This window comes from Streptomonospora halophila (genome assembly GCF_039542725.1).
GTDB lineage: Bacteria > Actinomycetota > Actinomycetes > Streptosporangiales > Streptosporangiaceae > Streptomonospora > Streptomonospora halophila.
This window is the reverse complement of sequence record NZ_BAABIK010000001.1, coordinates 424,856-440,283: the sequence shown is the minus strand read 5'-3', so window position 1 is coordinate 440,283 and position 15,428 is coordinate 424,856. Positions and strand designations below refer to the sequence as shown.

Here is a 15,428-nt window from a genome sequence, read left to right as displayed (position 1 = left end):
GCTGTCCGCTTCCGGCCTCCGCACCCGGGGCGGCCCGGGCGTGTCGCGGCGATTCGGGCGGGTTGCGCGGCTCTGCCGCCCCACTGCGCTGTCACCGCGCGCGGCCGGCCGGCACCCTCGGTTCGGCGCCGTCGGCGCCCGCGGCGGCGAGCGGCTCAGTGTGGATGCGGCCGGAGGTGGTGGACAGCGGGCGCCCGCTGCCGCCCCACCGCGTCTGGATCAGCTCGGCGGCGATGGAGACGGCGGTCTCCTCGGGGGTGCGCGCCCCCAGGTCGAGTCCGATGGGCGAGCGGACCCGCGCGAGCCGCTCCTCGCCCACGCCCGCCTCGCGCAGCCGCGCCAGCCGGTCCTCGTGGGTGCGCCGGCTGCCCATCGCCCCGATGTAGCCGGCCGGGGTGCGCAGCGCCGCCTCCAGTACCGGCACGTCGAACTTGGGGTCGTGGGTGAGCACGCAGATGGCGGTGCGCTCGTCGATCTGGGCCTCGATCTCGGAGAGGAAGACGTGCGGCCACTTCACCACCACCTCGTCGGCGCGCGGGAAGCGCTTGGCGGTGGCGAAGACCGGCCGGGCGTCGCACACGGTGACCCGGTAGCCCAGGTAGGCGCCGATGTCGGCGACGGCGGCCGCGAAGTCGATGGCCCCGAAGACCAGCATGCGCGGGGCCGGGGCGAAGGACTGCACGAACACCTCCAGCTCGTCGCCGCGCCGCTGGCCGTCGGCGCCGTAGCGCAGGATGCCGGTGCTGCCCTGGGCCAGCATCCCGCGGGCGTCGTCGTCGACCGCGGACTCCAGCCGCCGGCCGCCCAGGTCCCCCTCGGCGCGGTCGGGCCAGATGACGCGCCGCGCGCCCAGGCGGCCGGGGCCGCCGGCGACGGTGGCCACGGCGACCGGGCGGTGCGACTCGATGTCGGCGATGACCGAGCCCAGGTGCGGGTGGCGCGCGGGGTCGACCGGCTCGACCAGCACGTGCAGGGTGCCGCCGCAGGTCAGTCCGACGGCGAACGCGTCGTCGTCACTGACGCCGTAGGTGGCGCGGGCGGGCTCGCCGCTGGCGATCACCTGCTGGCCCAGCTCGTAGACGGCGCCCTCGACGCAGCCTCCGGAGACGCTGCCGGCCACCTCCCCTCCGGCGCCCACGGCCATGGCCGCGCCCGCTTCGCGCGGTGCGCTGCGGTAGGTGTCGATGACCGTGGCCAGCGCGAACGTGTCGCCGGCGGCGTACATGTCGGCGACGGCGGTGCGGATGTCACGCACGGGGCCCTCCTCTTCCTTGCCGACCGCCGATCACGGCGGTGGCGAGCTGTTCCAGCGCGTCCAGGCTGTGGCCGGACACGAACTCGTCGATGTGCGGCCAGGCGGCCCGCATCCCCGCGGTCAGGGGTGCGTAGCCGGGCTGGGCCTTGTGCGGGTTCACCCACACCACGCGGTGGGCGAGCCGGGACAGCCGGGCCATCTGGGTGCCCAGCAGCGCGGCGTCGCCGCGCTCCCAGCCGTCGGAGGCGATGACCGCCAGCGCGCCGCGGGCGGCGCCGCGGCGGCCGTAGACGTCCAGGAACTCCTTGAGCTCGGTGCCCAGGCGGGTGCCGCCGTTCCAGTCGGGGATCGCCTCGGCGACGGCGGACAGCGCGGTTCCGGGGTCGCGGATGCGCATCTGGGGGGTGAGGCGGGTCAGCCGGGTGCCGACACTGAAGGCCTCGGTGTGGCGGGGGTGGCCGCGCACCACGACGTGGGCCAGGCGCAGCAGGGCGTCGGCGTAGGGCGACATGGACCCGCTGATGTCCACGAGCAGCACGACCCGGCGCGGCCGGGTGGAGCGGTGGCGGCGCGGCAGCCGGACGGGATCGCCGCCGGTGCGCATGGCGGCGCGCAGTGTCCGGCGGTGGTCCAGCCGTCCGTGCGCCGCGGGTTCGAGGCGGCGGGTGCGGCGCCGCGGGCGGTCGGCGCTGATGCGCGAGACCAGGCGCGCCACCTCGGCGCGCTCGTCGCGGGTGAGGGCGGCGATGTCGGCCGAGCGCAGCACCTCGGCCTCGCCCGCGGCGAGCAGGCCGGCGGTGTCGGCGTCCTCGCCCTCGGCCGCCTCGGGCGCGTTCCACATGGCGGTCGCGGTGATGGTGCGGGGGCGCGCGGGCCGGGACGGCCCGGGCCGGGCGCCGCCGAAGTAGTGGGCGAAGCAGGCGTCGTAGCGGGAGAGGTCGGCGCCGCAGGAGCACAGGGTCAGCCGGCCGGCCCAGTAGACGGGTTCGGGCCGGGTGACGTCGAGGGTGTCGACGGCGTGCAGGAAGGCCGCCGCGCGGCCGGTGTCGGCGCCGACTCCGGCCGCGCGCAGGGTGCGGACGAACCCCAGCAGGGTCTCGGTGGTGTCGCGGGCGGCCGGGTCCACCCCCCTCACCCCACCGGTGCCTGGTCGTGCCCGTTGAACAGGGACGCGAGCTTGAGTCGGACGGCCTCGTGGTCCTCGCGGTGCTTGATGAGCGCGCCGAGGCTGCGGGCCGCGGAGTCGGGGTCGAGCTCGCGGGCGCCCAGCGCCACCAGCGCCGCGGTCCAGTCGATGGTCTCGGCCACGCCGGGCGGCTTGACCAGGTCCAGGCCCTCGCCGGAGGGTGCGCGCAGCCGCTGCCCGGCGGAGGCGACCTGGCGGACGAGGCGGTCGGCGGCGTCGGGCAGCCGCCGGCGGATGATGGCCACCTCGCGGTCGAAGCCGGGGTTGGGCATCCAGTGGTAGAGGCACCGGCGCTTGAGCGCGTCGTGGACCTCGCGGGTGCGGTTGGAGGTGAGCACGACGACCGGCGGGGTCTCGGTGCGCACGGTGCCCAGTTCGGGGATGGAGATCGTGAAGTCGGAGAGGAACTCCAGCAGGAACGCCTCGAACTCGTCGTCGGCGCGGTCGATCTCGTCGACCAGCAGCACGCCGGGGCCGGCCGCGCTGGCCTCCAAGGCGCGCAGCAGCGGCCGCGCCAGCAGGAACCGGCGGTCGTAGAGGCCCGATTCCAGCCGCTCGGCGTCGGTCCCGCCGCCGGCGGCCTGCGCCGCGCGCAGGTGCAGCAGCTGGCGCGGGTAGTCCCAGTCGTAGAGCGCCTGGGCGGCGTCGATGCCCTCGTAGCACTGCAGCCGGATCAGGGGCGCGCCCATGACGGCCGCCAGGGCCTTGGCCAGCTCGGTCTTGCCGACTCCGGCGTCGCCTTCGAGGAACAGCGGGCGGCCCATGCGCACGGCCAGGAAGCAGGCGGTGGCCGCGCCGTCGTCGGCGAGGTAGTCGTGCTCGTCGAGCCGGCGGGCGAAGTCCTCGGGGCCGGTCGTCGCCTCAGCGGTCTCAGCGGTCCCCGGTGCGTCAGCCATCGTCGGGGCCTCCCCTCCTCCTACGGCCCAGGCTATGCGCTCGGAAGGCTACGGCGGGAGCAGCGGAGGCGACAAGATCCGGCGGTGCGGCGGGCGCGCCGAAGGGCGCTCCGGTTAGGCGGGGGCGCACCAGTCCCCGCCCCGCCCGCGTGTCGGCGGGGCGGCCTGCGGGAGCCGCCGGCGGGCCCGTCAGAAGGCGAGCCGGTCCAGCAGCGCGTCGGCGGCGGCGATCCCGGCGACGGCCGTCCACAGCAGCGTCGTGGCCCGCGCGTTGCGGCGACGCGGGCGGTGCCGGGAGCGCCCTGCGGTTCCGGGGCCCATACCCCCAGACAAGCACCGCTGCGGGCCCGCGTCCATCCCCGCCGGCGCGGGCGGCGGCACGCGGCCCGCCGCCGTCACCGCGGGCCGCCGGGCTCCTGCGCCTCGCCCCGGGAGTGCAGGAGGCGCTGGAAGTCCTCCAGGGCCTGACGTGCCCGGGCCCCGTCGTTGCTCTGGATGCCCATGACCCCCAGCGTGGAGCCGTCGGCCAGGTCGACGGTGGGCCAGGGCTCGCCCAGCGGCATGCGGGCGTCGATGATCTCGGGCCACTCCAGCACGTGGGTGCGGATGCTGTTGACCACGGTCACGCGGGTCTCGGTGGCCACCAGGCGGGGGCGGGCGAGCAGGTGCAGGACGCCCGCGCCCACGGCGCCGATGGCGACCAGGCCCAGCCGGTCCGACAGCCGCCAGTGGTCCGGCAGCACGGCGGCCAGCGCGACCATCGTCACCACGACGAGCGCGGCCAGCGCGTAGCCGACGATGCGCATGTTGCGGGGCCGCCAGGTCACCGGCAGCTCGGGGACCGGCTCGCGGTGCGCGTCCTCGTCCACTGTGTAGGTGTCTCCTCGCCTGGATCGTGCCCGTCCGGCTTCGGCGCCCCGCGCCGGTGCTATCCGGGTACCCGCTGGTCGGCGCCCGCACGCAGGCCGCGCAGCACGGCGGCGGTGTCGACGGCGGCCGTGGCGGCCTCCCAGCCCTTGTCCTCGCGGCTGCCGGGCAGTCCCGCGCGCTCGCGGGCCTGCTCCTGGGTATCACAGGTGAGCACGCCGTTGGCGACGGGGGTGGACTCGGCCAGCGCGACCTCGGTCAGGCCCTGCGTCAGCGACTGGCAGACGTAGTCGAAGTGCGGGGTATCGCCGCGGATCACCGCGCCCAGCGCGACCACCGCGTCGTGGGTGCGGGCGAGCTGCTGGGCGACGACGGGGACCTCGATCGCCCCCGCCACACGGACGACGTCGGGCTCCTCCGCACCCCAGTGCGCCAGGGCCGTGCGGGCGCGGTCGAGCATGGGGTCGACGACCTCGGCGTTCCAGCGGGTGGCGACGATGCCCACGCGCAGGCCGGCGGCGTCGACCCGGGACTCCTCCGGGCGTCCTGTTCCGCTCATCTCGATCGGGTTCCTTCCGGGCTGGTTGCGTGCTGGTGTGTCGCGGTCGCCGCCGCGCCGCCCCGCGGCGGCCGCGGGGCGGGCGGCGCGCCGCGCGGACGGCGCTCCGCGTCAGGTGGCGGCGACGATTCCGGGCAGGTCATGGCCCATCCGGTCGCGCTTGGTCTGCAAGTAGCGCAGGTTGTCAGCGGTGACGGCGCTGGGCATCGGGATCCGCTCCGTGACACCGACGCCGTGCTCGCTCAGCCCCTCCGTCTTCTTCGGGTTGTTGCTCAGCAGGCGCACCGAGCGCACTCCCAGGTCGGCGAGGACGGCCGCGCCGGCGCCGAAGTCGCGGGCGTCGGCGGGCAGGCCCAGCTCCAGGTTCGCGTCGACGGTGTCGGCACCGGAGTCCTGCAGCCGGTAGGCCCGCAGCTTGTGCAGCAGACCGATCCCGCGCCCCTCGTGGCCCCGCAGGTAGACGATGACACCGCTGCCCTCGGCGGCGACGGCGGCCATGGCGGCCTCCAACTGGGCGCCGCAGTCGCAGCGGTGAGAACCGAAGGCGTCGCCCGTCAGGCACTCCGAGTGCAGGCGCACCAGCGGATCGGGGGTGTGGGCGGGATCTCCCAGGACCAGGGCGACGTGCTCCGCGCCGTCGGTCGCGCCCCGGTAGCCGACGGCGCGCCAGTCGCCGTGGTTGTTGGGGATGCGCGTCTCGACCACGCGCTCCACCAGCGGGCCGCGGGAGGCGGGTCCGGCCGCGGGCGCAGCGGGCGCACCGCCGCCGACGGCCTCGATGTGGCGGACCAACTGGTCGATGGAGACCAGCCGCAGCCCGTGCTCATCGGCGAACTCGCGCAGCCGCGGCAGCCGGGCCATGGTGCCGTCGTCCTCGACGACCTCGGCGATGACCGCGGCGGGACGCATGCCCGCGAGCCGGGCGAGGTCGACCGAGGCCTCGGTGTGGCCGCGGCGGGCGAGGACGCCGCCGGGCCGGTACCGCAGCGGCAGCACGTGGCCCGGCCGGTTGAGGTCGCCGGCCCGGGTGCCGGGGGCGGCGAGCAGGCTGACCGTGCGGGCGCGGTCGGCGGCGGAGATCCCGGTGCTGATGCCGGTGCGCGCGTCGACGGTCACCGTGTAGGCCGTGCGCAGGCCCTCCTGGTTCTCCGACGTCATGAGCGGGAGGTCGAGCCGGTCCAGGTCCTCGCCGAGCATGGGCGCGCACAGCAGGCCCGAGGTGTGGCGGACCGTGAACGCGAGCAGCTCGGGGGTGGCGGATTCGGCGGCGAAGACGATGTCGCCCTCGTTCTCGCGGTCCTCGTCGTCGACCACGATGACGGGACGCCCGGCGGCGATGTCGTCGATCGCGTCGGCGATGTCGTCGAGGAGGCTCGGGAGGGCGCCGGCGGAGGGGGCCCCGGGGGCCCGGTCGGCGCCGGCGGGGGCGGGCTGCTCGGTGGTGGTACTGGTCATCGCTGCGGTAACTCCTCGGCCGTTGCCTGCGGTGCGTGGTGCGGCTGCGGGAGCCGCCGGCGGGGCCGCCCCCCGGTGCGGGCGTCCGCCGCCGGCCTGCCCGCCCATCAGGCGCCCGCCTGTGAGCGGGGCATCAGGCGCTCGACGTACTTGGCGATGACGTCGGCCTCCAGGTTCACCGGCGCGCCGATGCCCTTGGAGCCCAGCGTGGTGAGGTCGAGCGTGGTGGGGATGAGGCTGACGGTGAAGCTGTCGGTGCCGACCGAGGCCACGGTCAGGCTCACGCCGTCGACGGTGATCGAGCCCTTCTCGACGACGTAGCGCGCCAGGTCGGCCGGCAGGGAGAAGCGGACGGTCTCCCAGCGGGAGCCGGTGACGCGCTCGACGACCTCGGCCCTGGCGTCGACGTGGCCCTGGACGATGTGGCCGCCCAGGCGGTCGGACACCTTCGCGGCGCGTTCCAGGTTGACCGGGGACCCCGCGGTGAGCGCTCCGAGGCTGGAGCGGTCCAGGGTCTCCTTCATCACATCGGCGCCGAAGGTGTCGCCGGAGACGGCGGTGGCGGTGAGGCAGACCCCGTTGACGGCGACGGAGTCGCCGTGCCGGATGTCGGCGGTCACGACCGGGCCGCGCACGGTCAGCCGTACGGCGTCGCCCTCGAAGTCGCCCGCCTGCTCGATCCCGGTGATCTCACCGAGTTCCTCGACGATTCCGGTGAACACGTCCCATCCATCCCCTTACCCGGATCAGGCTCCGGGGATGGCGTGCGGGCGGTCGCACCGCCCTGGGAGGACCGGGGAGAGCGGGCAGGCGCCCGCGGCTCGACCGATCCCACGCGTACTGCCTCCCATCCGGACTTTCACCGTCGGTACCGGAGTTCCACCGGTTCAACCGGCCGATGGAATCGGCCGGGTCGCGGACTGTCACCGCCGGTTCGGACTTTCACCGACCCCGGAGCACGCGTTGGTTCAACGTTTCTGGCAACAGTGTGCCATGCCGGGTCATTCCCGATCGGCAGCGGGCCCGTCCGACGGCGCGTCGGCGGTCCGTGCGGCGCCCGCGGCGGGGCTCGCTCCGGCGGGGCGCTCGGCCAGGCCCATGCGCAGGAAGAGCTCCGGCGCGCCCAGCGCGGACCAGGCGCCCAGCACGGCGAAGACCAGGTACTCGCGCAGCAGCCCCGCGGTGCCCGCGGCCCCGGGGACGGCGACGTCGACCGCCACGAGGATCAGCACGGTCCCGGAGATCCCGATCACATAGCGCGCGGCGCGCGAGACCGCCGAGCCCGCCGTGCTGTACCAGCCGCGCACGGCCAGCGCCGACAGCCCGAGCACACCGCCGAAGAGGCCGCCGGCGACGCCCGCCATGTACTCCAGCGAGGCGTGGTCGAGCCCGGGCGGCACCGAGCCGGTCCACTCCTCGGGCGGGCTCCAGTCGGCGTGGAACAGGGCCTGCCACCCGGCGGCCGCGAGCAGCGCAACCAGCGAGGCGGCGAGCGCGAGGCCCGTCTGCGCGGGCAGGCCCAGGCGCCGCCAGCGTGCCAGCAGCGCGTCCTCGTAGCGCAGCGCGGCCCACAGCACCGCCGCGCCCAGCAGCCAGCCGGCCAGCACGTCGGTGACGAAGTGCGCGCCGAGGTAGATCCGCGTCAGGCCGACCGCCGCGATGGTCGCGGCGGCCGCCCACCACGCCCACCTCCGGCGAAGGCGCAGCGCCGTGTACCCCCACAGCACCAGGGACGTCGTGGCGTGGGCGGAGGGCGCACCGAAGGTGGTCTCGCCGGCCAGCGGGCGCACGGAGAGGTGGAACCAGGAGGGCCGCGCACTGTGCAGGACGATCTTGAGCAGGCCGGCGACCAGAGCGGCGCCGGTGGCGATCAGGTAGAGGCGCGCGCCGACCGCCGCGTTCAGGCTCCAGAACACCAGGGGCACGAGCACCACCAGCAGCGCCTGGGAGCCGAGGACGCTCACGGCCTCCATGGGCGCCTCAAGCCATCGGCCCCAGCTCTGGATCCACTCGACCACGACGATCTCGACGTCCCACACCGCGTCCATGCACACCTCGCGTATCGCGATCCAGACCTCGGATTGTCCGACTCGTTCCGATCAGTGGGGGCCGTCGACTACGCGGCGCCCCCACGCCGCGCGGCTACCCGGCGGCCTTCTGCGCCCGGGCCCGCAGCGCCCGGACCGCGTCGGCGGGGTCGTCGGCCTTGTACACCGACGAGCCCGCGACGAACACGTCGGCACCGGCCTCCGCCGCCCGCTCGACGGTCTCGTCGGTGATGCCGCCGTCGACCTGCAGCCAGACCGAGCCCCCGCCGGCCGCGATCAGCTCGCGGGCGCGGCGGAGCTTCGGCAGCACCAGGTCGAGGAACGCCTGGCCGCCGAACCCGGGTTCGACCGTCATCATCAGCAGCATGTCGACCTCGGGCAGCAGGTCGGCGTAGGACTCCAGGGCGGTGCCGGGGTTCAGCGCGAGCCCGGCCCGCGCGCCCTGCCCGCGGATCTCCCGCAGGGTCCGCACCGGCGAGCGCGCCGCCTCGGCGTGCACGGTGACGCTGCCCGCTCCGGCCTCGGCGTAGGCGGGCGCCCAGCGGTCGGGGTCCTCGATCATCAGGTGGCAGTCCATCGGCACGTCCACGGACTTCAGCAGCGACTCCACGACCGGCAGGCCCAGGGTCAGGTTGGGCACGAAGTGGTTGTCCATCACGTCGACGTGCAGCCAGTCGGCCGCACCGGAAACCGCCGCGGCCTCGTCGGCCAGGTGCGCGAAGTCGGCGGACAGGATGCTGGGTGAGATCTGGATTGCCACGCGGCCGAGTCTATTAGCGGATCGGCGCGGTTCCCGCGCCGCCCGCGGCTCCCGCGCCGCCTCAGCGCTTGCGCAGCAGCGCCAGGAACATGGCGTCGGTGCCGTGGCGGTGCGGCCAGAACTGGACGTAGCGCCCCTCGGGCCCGGCCGCGACGTCGGGCACCTCGCCGAGGTAGTCGGCGGCGCGCAGCGGTTCGGCGTCGGAGCGTTCGGCCAGGACCCCTTCGACGACGCCGCGCGTCTCGGGCAGGTGCGGCGAGCAGGTCACGTAGGCGACCACGCCACCGGGGCGCGCGGCGTCCAGCGCGCGGGCGAGCAGGCCGCGCTGCAGCGGCTCCAGGTCGGCGGCGGTCTCGGGCGTACGCCGCCAGCGCGCCTCCGGGCGGCGCCGCAGCGCGCCCAGGCCGGTGCAGGGTGCGTCGACGAGCACCCGGTCGAAGGCGCCGTCGCGCCACGCCGGGCGCGTGGAGTCGGCCACCACGGTGCGGCCGGCGTCGCGCTGCGAGCGCTCCACCGCCCCGGCGACCAACCCCGCCCGGGCGGCCTGGACCTCGGCCGCCAGCAGGCGGGCGTCGCGCCCGCCCGCGAGCCCGGCCAGCAGGGCGGCCTTGCCGCCCGGCCCGGCGCAGGCGTCCAACCAGCGGGCGTCGGCGCCGTCGAGCCCGACGCGGGTCAGCGCGAGCGCGACGAGCTGGCTGGCCTCGTCCTGCACCGCGGCACGGCGCTGGCGGACCTCGCGCAGCTGCGCGGGATCGCCCTCGGGCAGGTAGGCGCCGTAGGGCGAGTACTGCGCGCGCGTGGCTCCGCCGCCGACCAGGTCCTCGACCGCGGCCCGGCCGGGCTTGGCGACCAGCGTCACCCGCGGCCGCTCGTTGTGCGCGGCGAGCAGGCGCTCGGTCTCGGCCATGGCCCCTCCCGGCTCCGGGTCGGCTCCGGAGGCGCCGCCCGCGGCGTCCTCGCCCAGGGCCGCGGCCAAGGCCTCCACGATCCAGCGCGGGTGGCTGTGGACCACGCTGAGGTGGCCGACGGGGTCGGCGGCGCGGTCGGGCGCCACGATCGCGGTCCAGTCGTCGAGGCCGCGGCGGCCCACCTTGCGTAGCACCGCGTTGGCGAATTTGCCCCGGTGGTGGCCGACCACCCGGCGGGCCAGGTCGACGGTCGCACTGACCGCGGCGTGCGGCGGAATGGCCGTGGAGAGCAGCTGGTGGGCGCCCAGCCGCAGGACGGGCAGCACCTCGCTGTCGACCGATCGCAGCGAGCGGTCGATGCAGGCGTCCAGGATCGCGTCGTAGGTGCCCTGGCGGCGCAGGGCGCCGTAGGTGAGCTCCGTGGCGAGCGCGGCGTCGCGCCCGTGGAGCCCGCGCTCGCGCAGCAGCGAGGGCAGCAGCAGGTTGGCGTAGGCGTCGCGGTCCTGCACCGCCCGCAGCACGTCGTAGGCGGTCCGCCGCGCCGGGTCCTTCGGAGCGGGCGGCGCGGTCTTGCCGCCCTTTCCGCCGCTCCCCCCGTTCTTGCGGGGCGAGGAGCGGTGGGACGGACGGGAACGGTCACTCACAGGGAACTCTGCCTTCAGCCTCACCGGGGGGTCTGCACTCGGCCCGCGCGCCGACCCACCGGCCACGGGCGCAGGGGCCGGTTGTGGGCTCGGGAACGGGGGGACCGCCCTGTCGAGGATACTCACTCTGCGTACCCGATGCCCCTCCGCGGCCGGGATCGCGCGGTCCCGCGCCCGGTGCGGGGACTCAGTCGGCCCCCAGGACGTCGGCGTCCGCCGGGTGCACGCCGCGGGCCCAGTCCACGGCGGGCATGCGCCGCTTGCCCTGGGGCTGGACCTCGCCCAGTTCCACCGGGTGGGTGGCGGTGCCGGCGAAGACGCGGTCCCGGGTGACGCCGATGCGGCCGGGCGGCAGCGCGTCGGCGCCGATGACCGGCCGGACCGGGCCGAGCTTCAGGCGCCGGCCGCGGAAGGTCGTCCACGCGCCGGGAGCCGGGGTGCACGCCCGGATCAGGCGGTCGACGCGCATCGCCGGTGCGGTGAAGTCGACCTCGGCGTCGGCGGGAGTGAGCTTCGGCGCGAAGGAGACGCCGTCGCCGCTCTGCGGGCGCGGCGCCAGCTCGCCGGACTCGATGCCGTCCAGGGTGCGCAGCAGCAGGCCGGCCCCCGACTCGGCGAGCCGGGCGAGCAGGTCGCCGCTGGTGTCGTGCGGGCCGATGGGTTCGACGACGGTGCCGTAGACCGGGCCGGAGTCGAGGTCGGGCTCGATGAGGAAGGTCGCCGCGCCGGTGAGGTCGTCGCCGTGCAGCACCGCGTGCTGCACCGGCGCCGCGCCGCGCCACTGGGGCAGCAGCGAGAAGTGCAGGTTCACCCAGCCGTGGGCCGGGACGTCCAGGGCCTCCCGGCGCAGCAGCGCGCCGTAGGCCACCACCGGGCAGCAGTCGGGGGCGATCTCCCGCAGCCGACGGAGGAACTCCGGGTCGCTCGCCTTCTCCGGCTTGAGCACCTCGACGCCGGCGTCCTGGGCGACCTGGGCGACCGGGCTCGGCGCAAGGCGCCGCCCCCGCCCCGAGCGGGCGTCGGGCCGGGTCGCCACCGCCGCCACGTCGTGGTGGGAGCCCAGCAGCGTCTTGAGCGAGGGCACCGCCGCCTCGGGGGTTCCCGCGAAGACCAGTTTCATGCGACCGCTCTCCCTCACCTGTTCTCGTCCTGCGCAGCACCTTGTCTATCAGTCCGCCCGCGGGTGCGGGCTCCGATCCGCCGGTCGCGTCCGCTTCGGCGCAGCGCGGCGGGGGTGTCGGCGGGCTCTGGTAGACCTGTTGTCCGATGACTCCGCCGCCCGGCCCCGACGAGGGGACCCTGTTCGACGTGCCCCGCTCCGCCGCGGGGGCCGACGGGGTGCCGCCGCCGGCCGGGCGGGGCGCGGCGGAGCCCCCGGAGGAGGCCGCGAGCACGGGGGACGCGGGCGGGGCCGCTGCCGCCGACACAGGCGCGGCAAAGCCCGCAAAAAGCGCCAAGCGCCCTAAGCCGCAGCGTCCGGCCGAGCGCGATCCGGTCGCCCGTGTCGCGGTCGACACCCCGCTCCCCCACCTCGACCGGCTCTTCGACTACCGGGTTCCCCAGAGCATGGACGCCGACGCCGTCCCGGGATGCCGGGTCCGGGTCCGGTTCAACGGCCAGCTGCTCGCCGGCTTCCTGGTCGAGCGCCGCGCCGAGTCCGAGTTCCAGGGCCGGCTGGCCTACCTGCACCAGGTGGTCTCGCCCGAGCCGGTCCTCACTCCGGAGATCGCCGGTCTGGCCCGCGCGGTCGCCGACCGCTACGCGGGCACGTTCAGCGACGTGCTCCGGCTGGCCGTGCCGCCGCGGCATGCCCGGGTGGAGAAGGAGGAGGCCCGGGCCGCCGCGGAGGCCGCCGCGACCGCTGACACCGCCGCGGAGGCCGCCGAGGGCGCCGACGAGCCCGCGACGGGGGGCGGGGCCGCAGCGCCGGACGGGGGTGCGGACCGCGGTTCCCCCGGCGGTGCGCCCACCGAATCCGCCGGCTCCCCGGAGGGGGGGTCGGCCGCCGCTGACTCCGGCGGACCGGAACCGGACGGTTCCGCGGCCGCCCCCGACCCCGCCGACCGAACCGGTGGAGCCCACGACGCGCTCCCCGCTCCCGAGCCTGGACCCTGGGCCGCCTACACCGCCGGGCGCTCCTTCCTCGCCGCGCTGCGCTCGGGCACCGCGCCGCGCGCGGTGTGGAACGCGCTCCCCGGCCCCGACTGGGCCGACGCGATCGCCGTCGCGGCCGCCACCGCCGATGAGGCGGGCCGGGGCGCGGTCGTGGTCGTGCCCGACGGCCGCGACGTCGAGGCCGTCGACGCGGCCCTGAGCCGGCGGCTGGGCGAGGGCCGCCACGTCGCGCTGACGGCCGGCCTCGGTCCCGCCGAGCGCTACCGCCGGTGGCTGGCCGCGCTGCGCGGCCGCGTCCGCGTCGTCGTCGGGACCCGCGCCGCCGCGTTCGCCCCGGTGCGCGACCTGGGCCTGGCCGTGCTGTGGGACGACGGCGACGATGTGCACGCCGAGCCGCACGCGCCGTATCCGCACGCGCGCACGGTGCTGACCCTGCGTGCGCACCGGGCGCAGTCGGCGGCGCTGGTCGGCGGCTTCACCCGCACCACCGAGGGCGCCCGGCTCGTCGAGTCCGGGTGGGCGCACCCGCTGACCGCCGACCGCGCCGCGGTGCGCGGGCGCGCGCCCCGCGTGCAGGCCGCGGGCGACGACGGCGAGCTCGCGCGCGACGAGGCCGCCCGCACGGCCCGCATCCCCAGCCTCGCGCTGCGCGTGGCCCGCGAGGCCGCCACCGGCGGCCCGGTGCTGGTGCAGGTGCCGCGCCGGGGCTACCTGGCCTCGCTGGCCTGCGGTTCCTGCCGGGCGCCCGCGCGCTGCGGCTCCTGCCAGGGCCCGCTGGCGGTGCGCGGCGCGCACGCGATGCCCTACTGCCGCTGGTGCGGCCGGATCGCCGGCGAGTGGGCCTGCCCGTCCTGCGGCGCGTCCCGGATGCGCGCGGGAGTCGTCGGCGCGCGCCGGACCGCCGAGGAGCTGGGGCGGGCGTTTCCTGCGCTGACGGTGCGCACCTCGGGGCGCGAGGGGGTGCTCACCGGCGTGGGCGGGCGCCCTGCGCTCGTGGTGGCCACGCCCGGCGCCGAACCCGCGGCCGAGGGCGGCTACGCGGCGGCGGTGCTGCTGGACGGCTGGGCGCTGCTGGGCCGCGCCGACCTGCGCGCCTCCGAGGAGGCGCTGCGCCGCTGGTGCAACGCCGCGGCCCTGGTGCGCCCGGCGGCCGAGGGCGGCCGGGTGGTGGTCGTCGCCGACGCCCAGCTGCCGGCCACCCAGGCGCTGGTGCGCTGGGACCCGGGCGGTTTCGCCGAGCGCGAGCTGGCCGAGCGCCGCGAGCTCGGGTTCCCGCCGGCGGTGACGATGGCCTCGGTCACCGGCGGAGCCGCGCACGTGCGCGAACTGCTGGACCAGGTCGAGCCGCCCGCCTCCGCGGAGCTGCTGGGCCCGGTGCCCGTGGGCGGCGCCGGAGCGGAGTCCGACGACTCCCCCGCCGAGCGCGCCCTGCTGCGCGTGCCCCACTCCGACACCCTCGCGCTCGCCGCGTCCCTCAAGGCCGCGGCCTCGGCCCGCAGCGCCCGCAAGGACGAGCACCTCGCCCAGGTCCGCATGGACCCGCTCCACGTGGTTTAGGCCTGTTAGAGAAGGCGTGTCTGCCGGGCTTGACCGGCATGTCGGGGCTGCACATGAACGCGGCCTCCGGCAACCGGGACAGCGACCAGGCAGCCCGACCGCCGCCGCCCCGCGGCAGCGGGCGCGGCGGACCGGCCGGATGGAGCCGCCGGCGGCTTCCGGACGGCATCCGCCGGCGCCCGCCCGGTGCGCCCTGGCGCGACTGCCCGAACGCCAGGGCCACCGGCTCAAGCGGGTCCGCGCTGTGGCCGCGCGCTACGACAAGCCGCCCTGCGCTACGAGGCCGCGGTCCGGATCGCCGTGCTCGGCATCCGGCTGCGCGACCTCGCAGCCACACCTTCGTGAACAGGACCTCATGCCGGTCGCCGCGGACGCGGATTCCGCGGCGCGGCGCGCGGCGGAGGGGGATTTCGCGCATGCGCGCTCGGCCGCTCTCCCGAGTCGGTGGAGTTCCGCGAAGCCGCCGCGAAACCGGTGCGCGCTCTGAATACTTGGTTCCATGCAGGCAAGGAGGCATCATGGTTGTCATGAGCATCGAGGAAGCGCATCCTCAGCAGCGCCCGTTGACGGTGAAGGATCTGGAGCGCATGCCGGACGACGGCAGCCGCTACGAACTGGCCGAAGGGCGGCTTGAGGTGTCGCCGGCTCCGACGTTCATCCATTCGCTCATCAACGACAGGTTGAGCTTTGCATTGAACAGGCAGGCCCCCAAAGGCTTCACGGTGGTGAGCGGGGCCGGCATCAATTTCGATGCCGACCGCACTCACCACCGAGTTCCCGACCTGTCGGTCATCCCACGCGCAGCTCGGGAAACCCCCTACCTTACGCAGGCCCCCCTATTGGCGGTGGAGATCGTCTCGAAATCGAGCGTCTTCCACGACCATCACACGAAGCGCACCGAATACGCCAAGTTCGGTATCGAGTCATACTGGATCATCAATCCGGACCTGGAGAATCCGGGGATTCTCGAACTCCGCCTCGAGGACGGTCAGTACCGCGATGCGTCACGAGCATTCGGATGCGACCTCTTCACGACCGAGGCCCCGTTCCCGGTTACGTTGGTTCCGTACTGGCTTGTCGCTGACAGCGACGACTGGCAGGACGAGATCGGCGGCAGCGACACATCCGAGGAAGCCTGAAGACCGCATAGCCGCAGTGCGTGGAGGCGGGTTCTCCCA

The 15,428-nt window shown here is 75.9% G+C and carries 14 protein-coding genes and 1 riboswitch; of the genes, 2 read left to right on the top strand and 12 right to left on the bottom strand.

Features of this window, described 5'->3' with window-relative positions:
• Window positions 1–91 precede the first annotated feature (91 nt).
• The 12 genes from ABEA15_RS01900 to fmt all read right to left on the bottom strand — a co-directional run bounded on the left by ABEA15_RS01900 (window position 92) and on the right by fmt (window position 11,698).
• A complete protein-coding gene (locus ABEA15_RS01900) occupies window positions 92–1,255 on the bottom strand; it encodes an XdhC family protein (RefSeq protein WP_345555185.1) in 1,164 nt (387 codons plus the stop codon).
• Window positions 1,248–2,381, bottom strand: a complete 1,134-nt coding sequence (locus ABEA15_RS01895) for a vWA domain-containing protein (RefSeq protein ID WP_345555184.1) — start codon at window positions 2,379–2,381, stop codon at window positions 1,248–1,250. Before ABEA15_RS01895 ends, ABEA15_RS01900 begins: the two co-directional genes overlap by 8 nt.
• A 5-nt stretch (window positions 2,382–2,386) precedes the next feature.
• Window positions 2,387–3,337 (bottom strand): AAA family ATPase, encoded by a 951-nt coding sequence (locus ABEA15_RS01890; protein ID WP_344148408.1) that lies wholly within the window; start codon window positions 3,335–3,337, stop codon window positions 2,387–2,389.
• Between the two features lie 189 nt (window positions 3,338–3,526).
• Window positions 3,527–3,658, bottom strand: coding sequence for a hypothetical protein (locus ABEA15_RS01885; RefSeq protein WP_345555183.1), 132 nt, complete (start codon window positions 3,656–3,658; stop codon window positions 3,527–3,529).
• A 74-nt stretch (window positions 3,659–3,732) separates the two neighbouring features.
• Window positions 3,733–4,143 (bottom strand): PH domain-containing protein, encoded by a 411-nt coding sequence (locus tag ABEA15_RS01880; RefSeq protein WP_344148474.1) that lies wholly within the window; start codon window positions 4,141–4,143, stop codon window positions 3,733–3,735.
• Window positions 4,144–4,265: 122 nt separating this feature from the next.
• Window positions 4,266–4,763: a 6,7-dimethyl-8-ribityllumazine synthase gene (ribH, locus tag ABEA15_RS01875; protein WP_345555182.1), complete on the bottom strand. Its 498-nt coding sequence runs from the start codon at window positions 4,761–4,763 to the stop codon at window positions 4,266–4,268.
• Between the two features lie 111 nt (window positions 4,764–4,874).
• Window positions 4,875–6,218 carry a bifunctional 3,4-dihydroxy-2-butanone-4-phosphate synthase/GTP cyclohydrolase II gene (locus ABEA15_RS01870; RefSeq protein ID WP_345555181.1) on the bottom strand — a complete coding sequence of 448 codons (1,344 nt, stop codon included), beginning with the start codon at window positions 6,216–6,218 and terminating at the stop codon, window positions 4,875–4,877.
• A 107-nt stretch (window positions 6,219–6,325) separates the two neighbouring features.
• Window positions 6,326–6,940 (bottom strand): riboflavin synthase, encoded by a 615-nt coding sequence (locus ABEA15_RS01865; RefSeq protein WP_344148420.1) that lies wholly within the window; start codon window positions 6,938–6,940, stop codon window positions 6,326–6,328.
• Window positions 6,941–7,051: 111 nt separating this feature from the next.
• Window positions 7,052–7,182: riboswitch (FMN riboswitch) on the bottom strand.
• Window positions 7,183–7,219: 37 nt separating this feature from the next.
• Window positions 7,220–8,266 (bottom strand): phosphatase PAP2 family protein, encoded by a 1,047-nt coding sequence (locus ABEA15_RS01860; RefSeq protein ID WP_345555180.1) that lies wholly within the window; start codon window positions 8,264–8,266, stop codon window positions 7,220–7,222.
• Between the two features lie 94 nt (window positions 8,267–8,360).
• A complete protein-coding gene (gene rpe, locus ABEA15_RS01855) occupies window positions 8,361–9,026 on the bottom strand; it encodes a ribulose-phosphate 3-epimerase (RefSeq protein ID WP_344148426.1) in 666 nt (221 codons plus the stop codon).
• 61 nt (window positions 9,027–9,087) lie between these two features.
• Window positions 9,088–10,578 carry an RsmB/NOP family class I SAM-dependent RNA methyltransferase gene (locus tag ABEA15_RS01850; protein WP_345555179.1) on the bottom strand — a complete coding sequence of 497 codons (1,491 nt, stop codon included), beginning with the start codon at window positions 10,576–10,578 and terminating at the stop codon, window positions 9,088–9,090.
• A 187-nt stretch (window positions 10,579–10,765) separates the two neighbouring features.
• Complete coding sequence (gene fmt, locus ABEA15_RS01845; protein ID WP_344148432.1) at window positions 10,766–11,698, bottom strand: methionyl-tRNA formyltransferase; 933 nt, start codon at window positions 11,696–11,698, stop codon at window positions 10,766–10,768.
• Window positions 11,699–11,844: 146 nt separating this feature from the next.
• Between fmt and ABEA15_RS01840 the strand changes: the two genes are divergently transcribed.
• Entirely contained in the window at window positions 11,845–14,250 is a 2,406-nt protein-coding gene (locus ABEA15_RS01840) for a primosomal protein N' (RefSeq protein WP_345555178.1), read from the top strand.
• A 518-nt stretch (window positions 14,251–14,768) separates the two neighbouring features.
• Window positions 14,769–15,389 (top strand): Uma2 family endonuclease, encoded by a 621-nt coding sequence (locus tag ABEA15_RS01835; protein ID WP_386699080.1) that lies wholly within the window; start codon window positions 14,769–14,771, stop codon window positions 15,387–15,389.
• The last annotated feature ends 39 nt before the right edge of the window (window positions 15,390–15,428 follow it).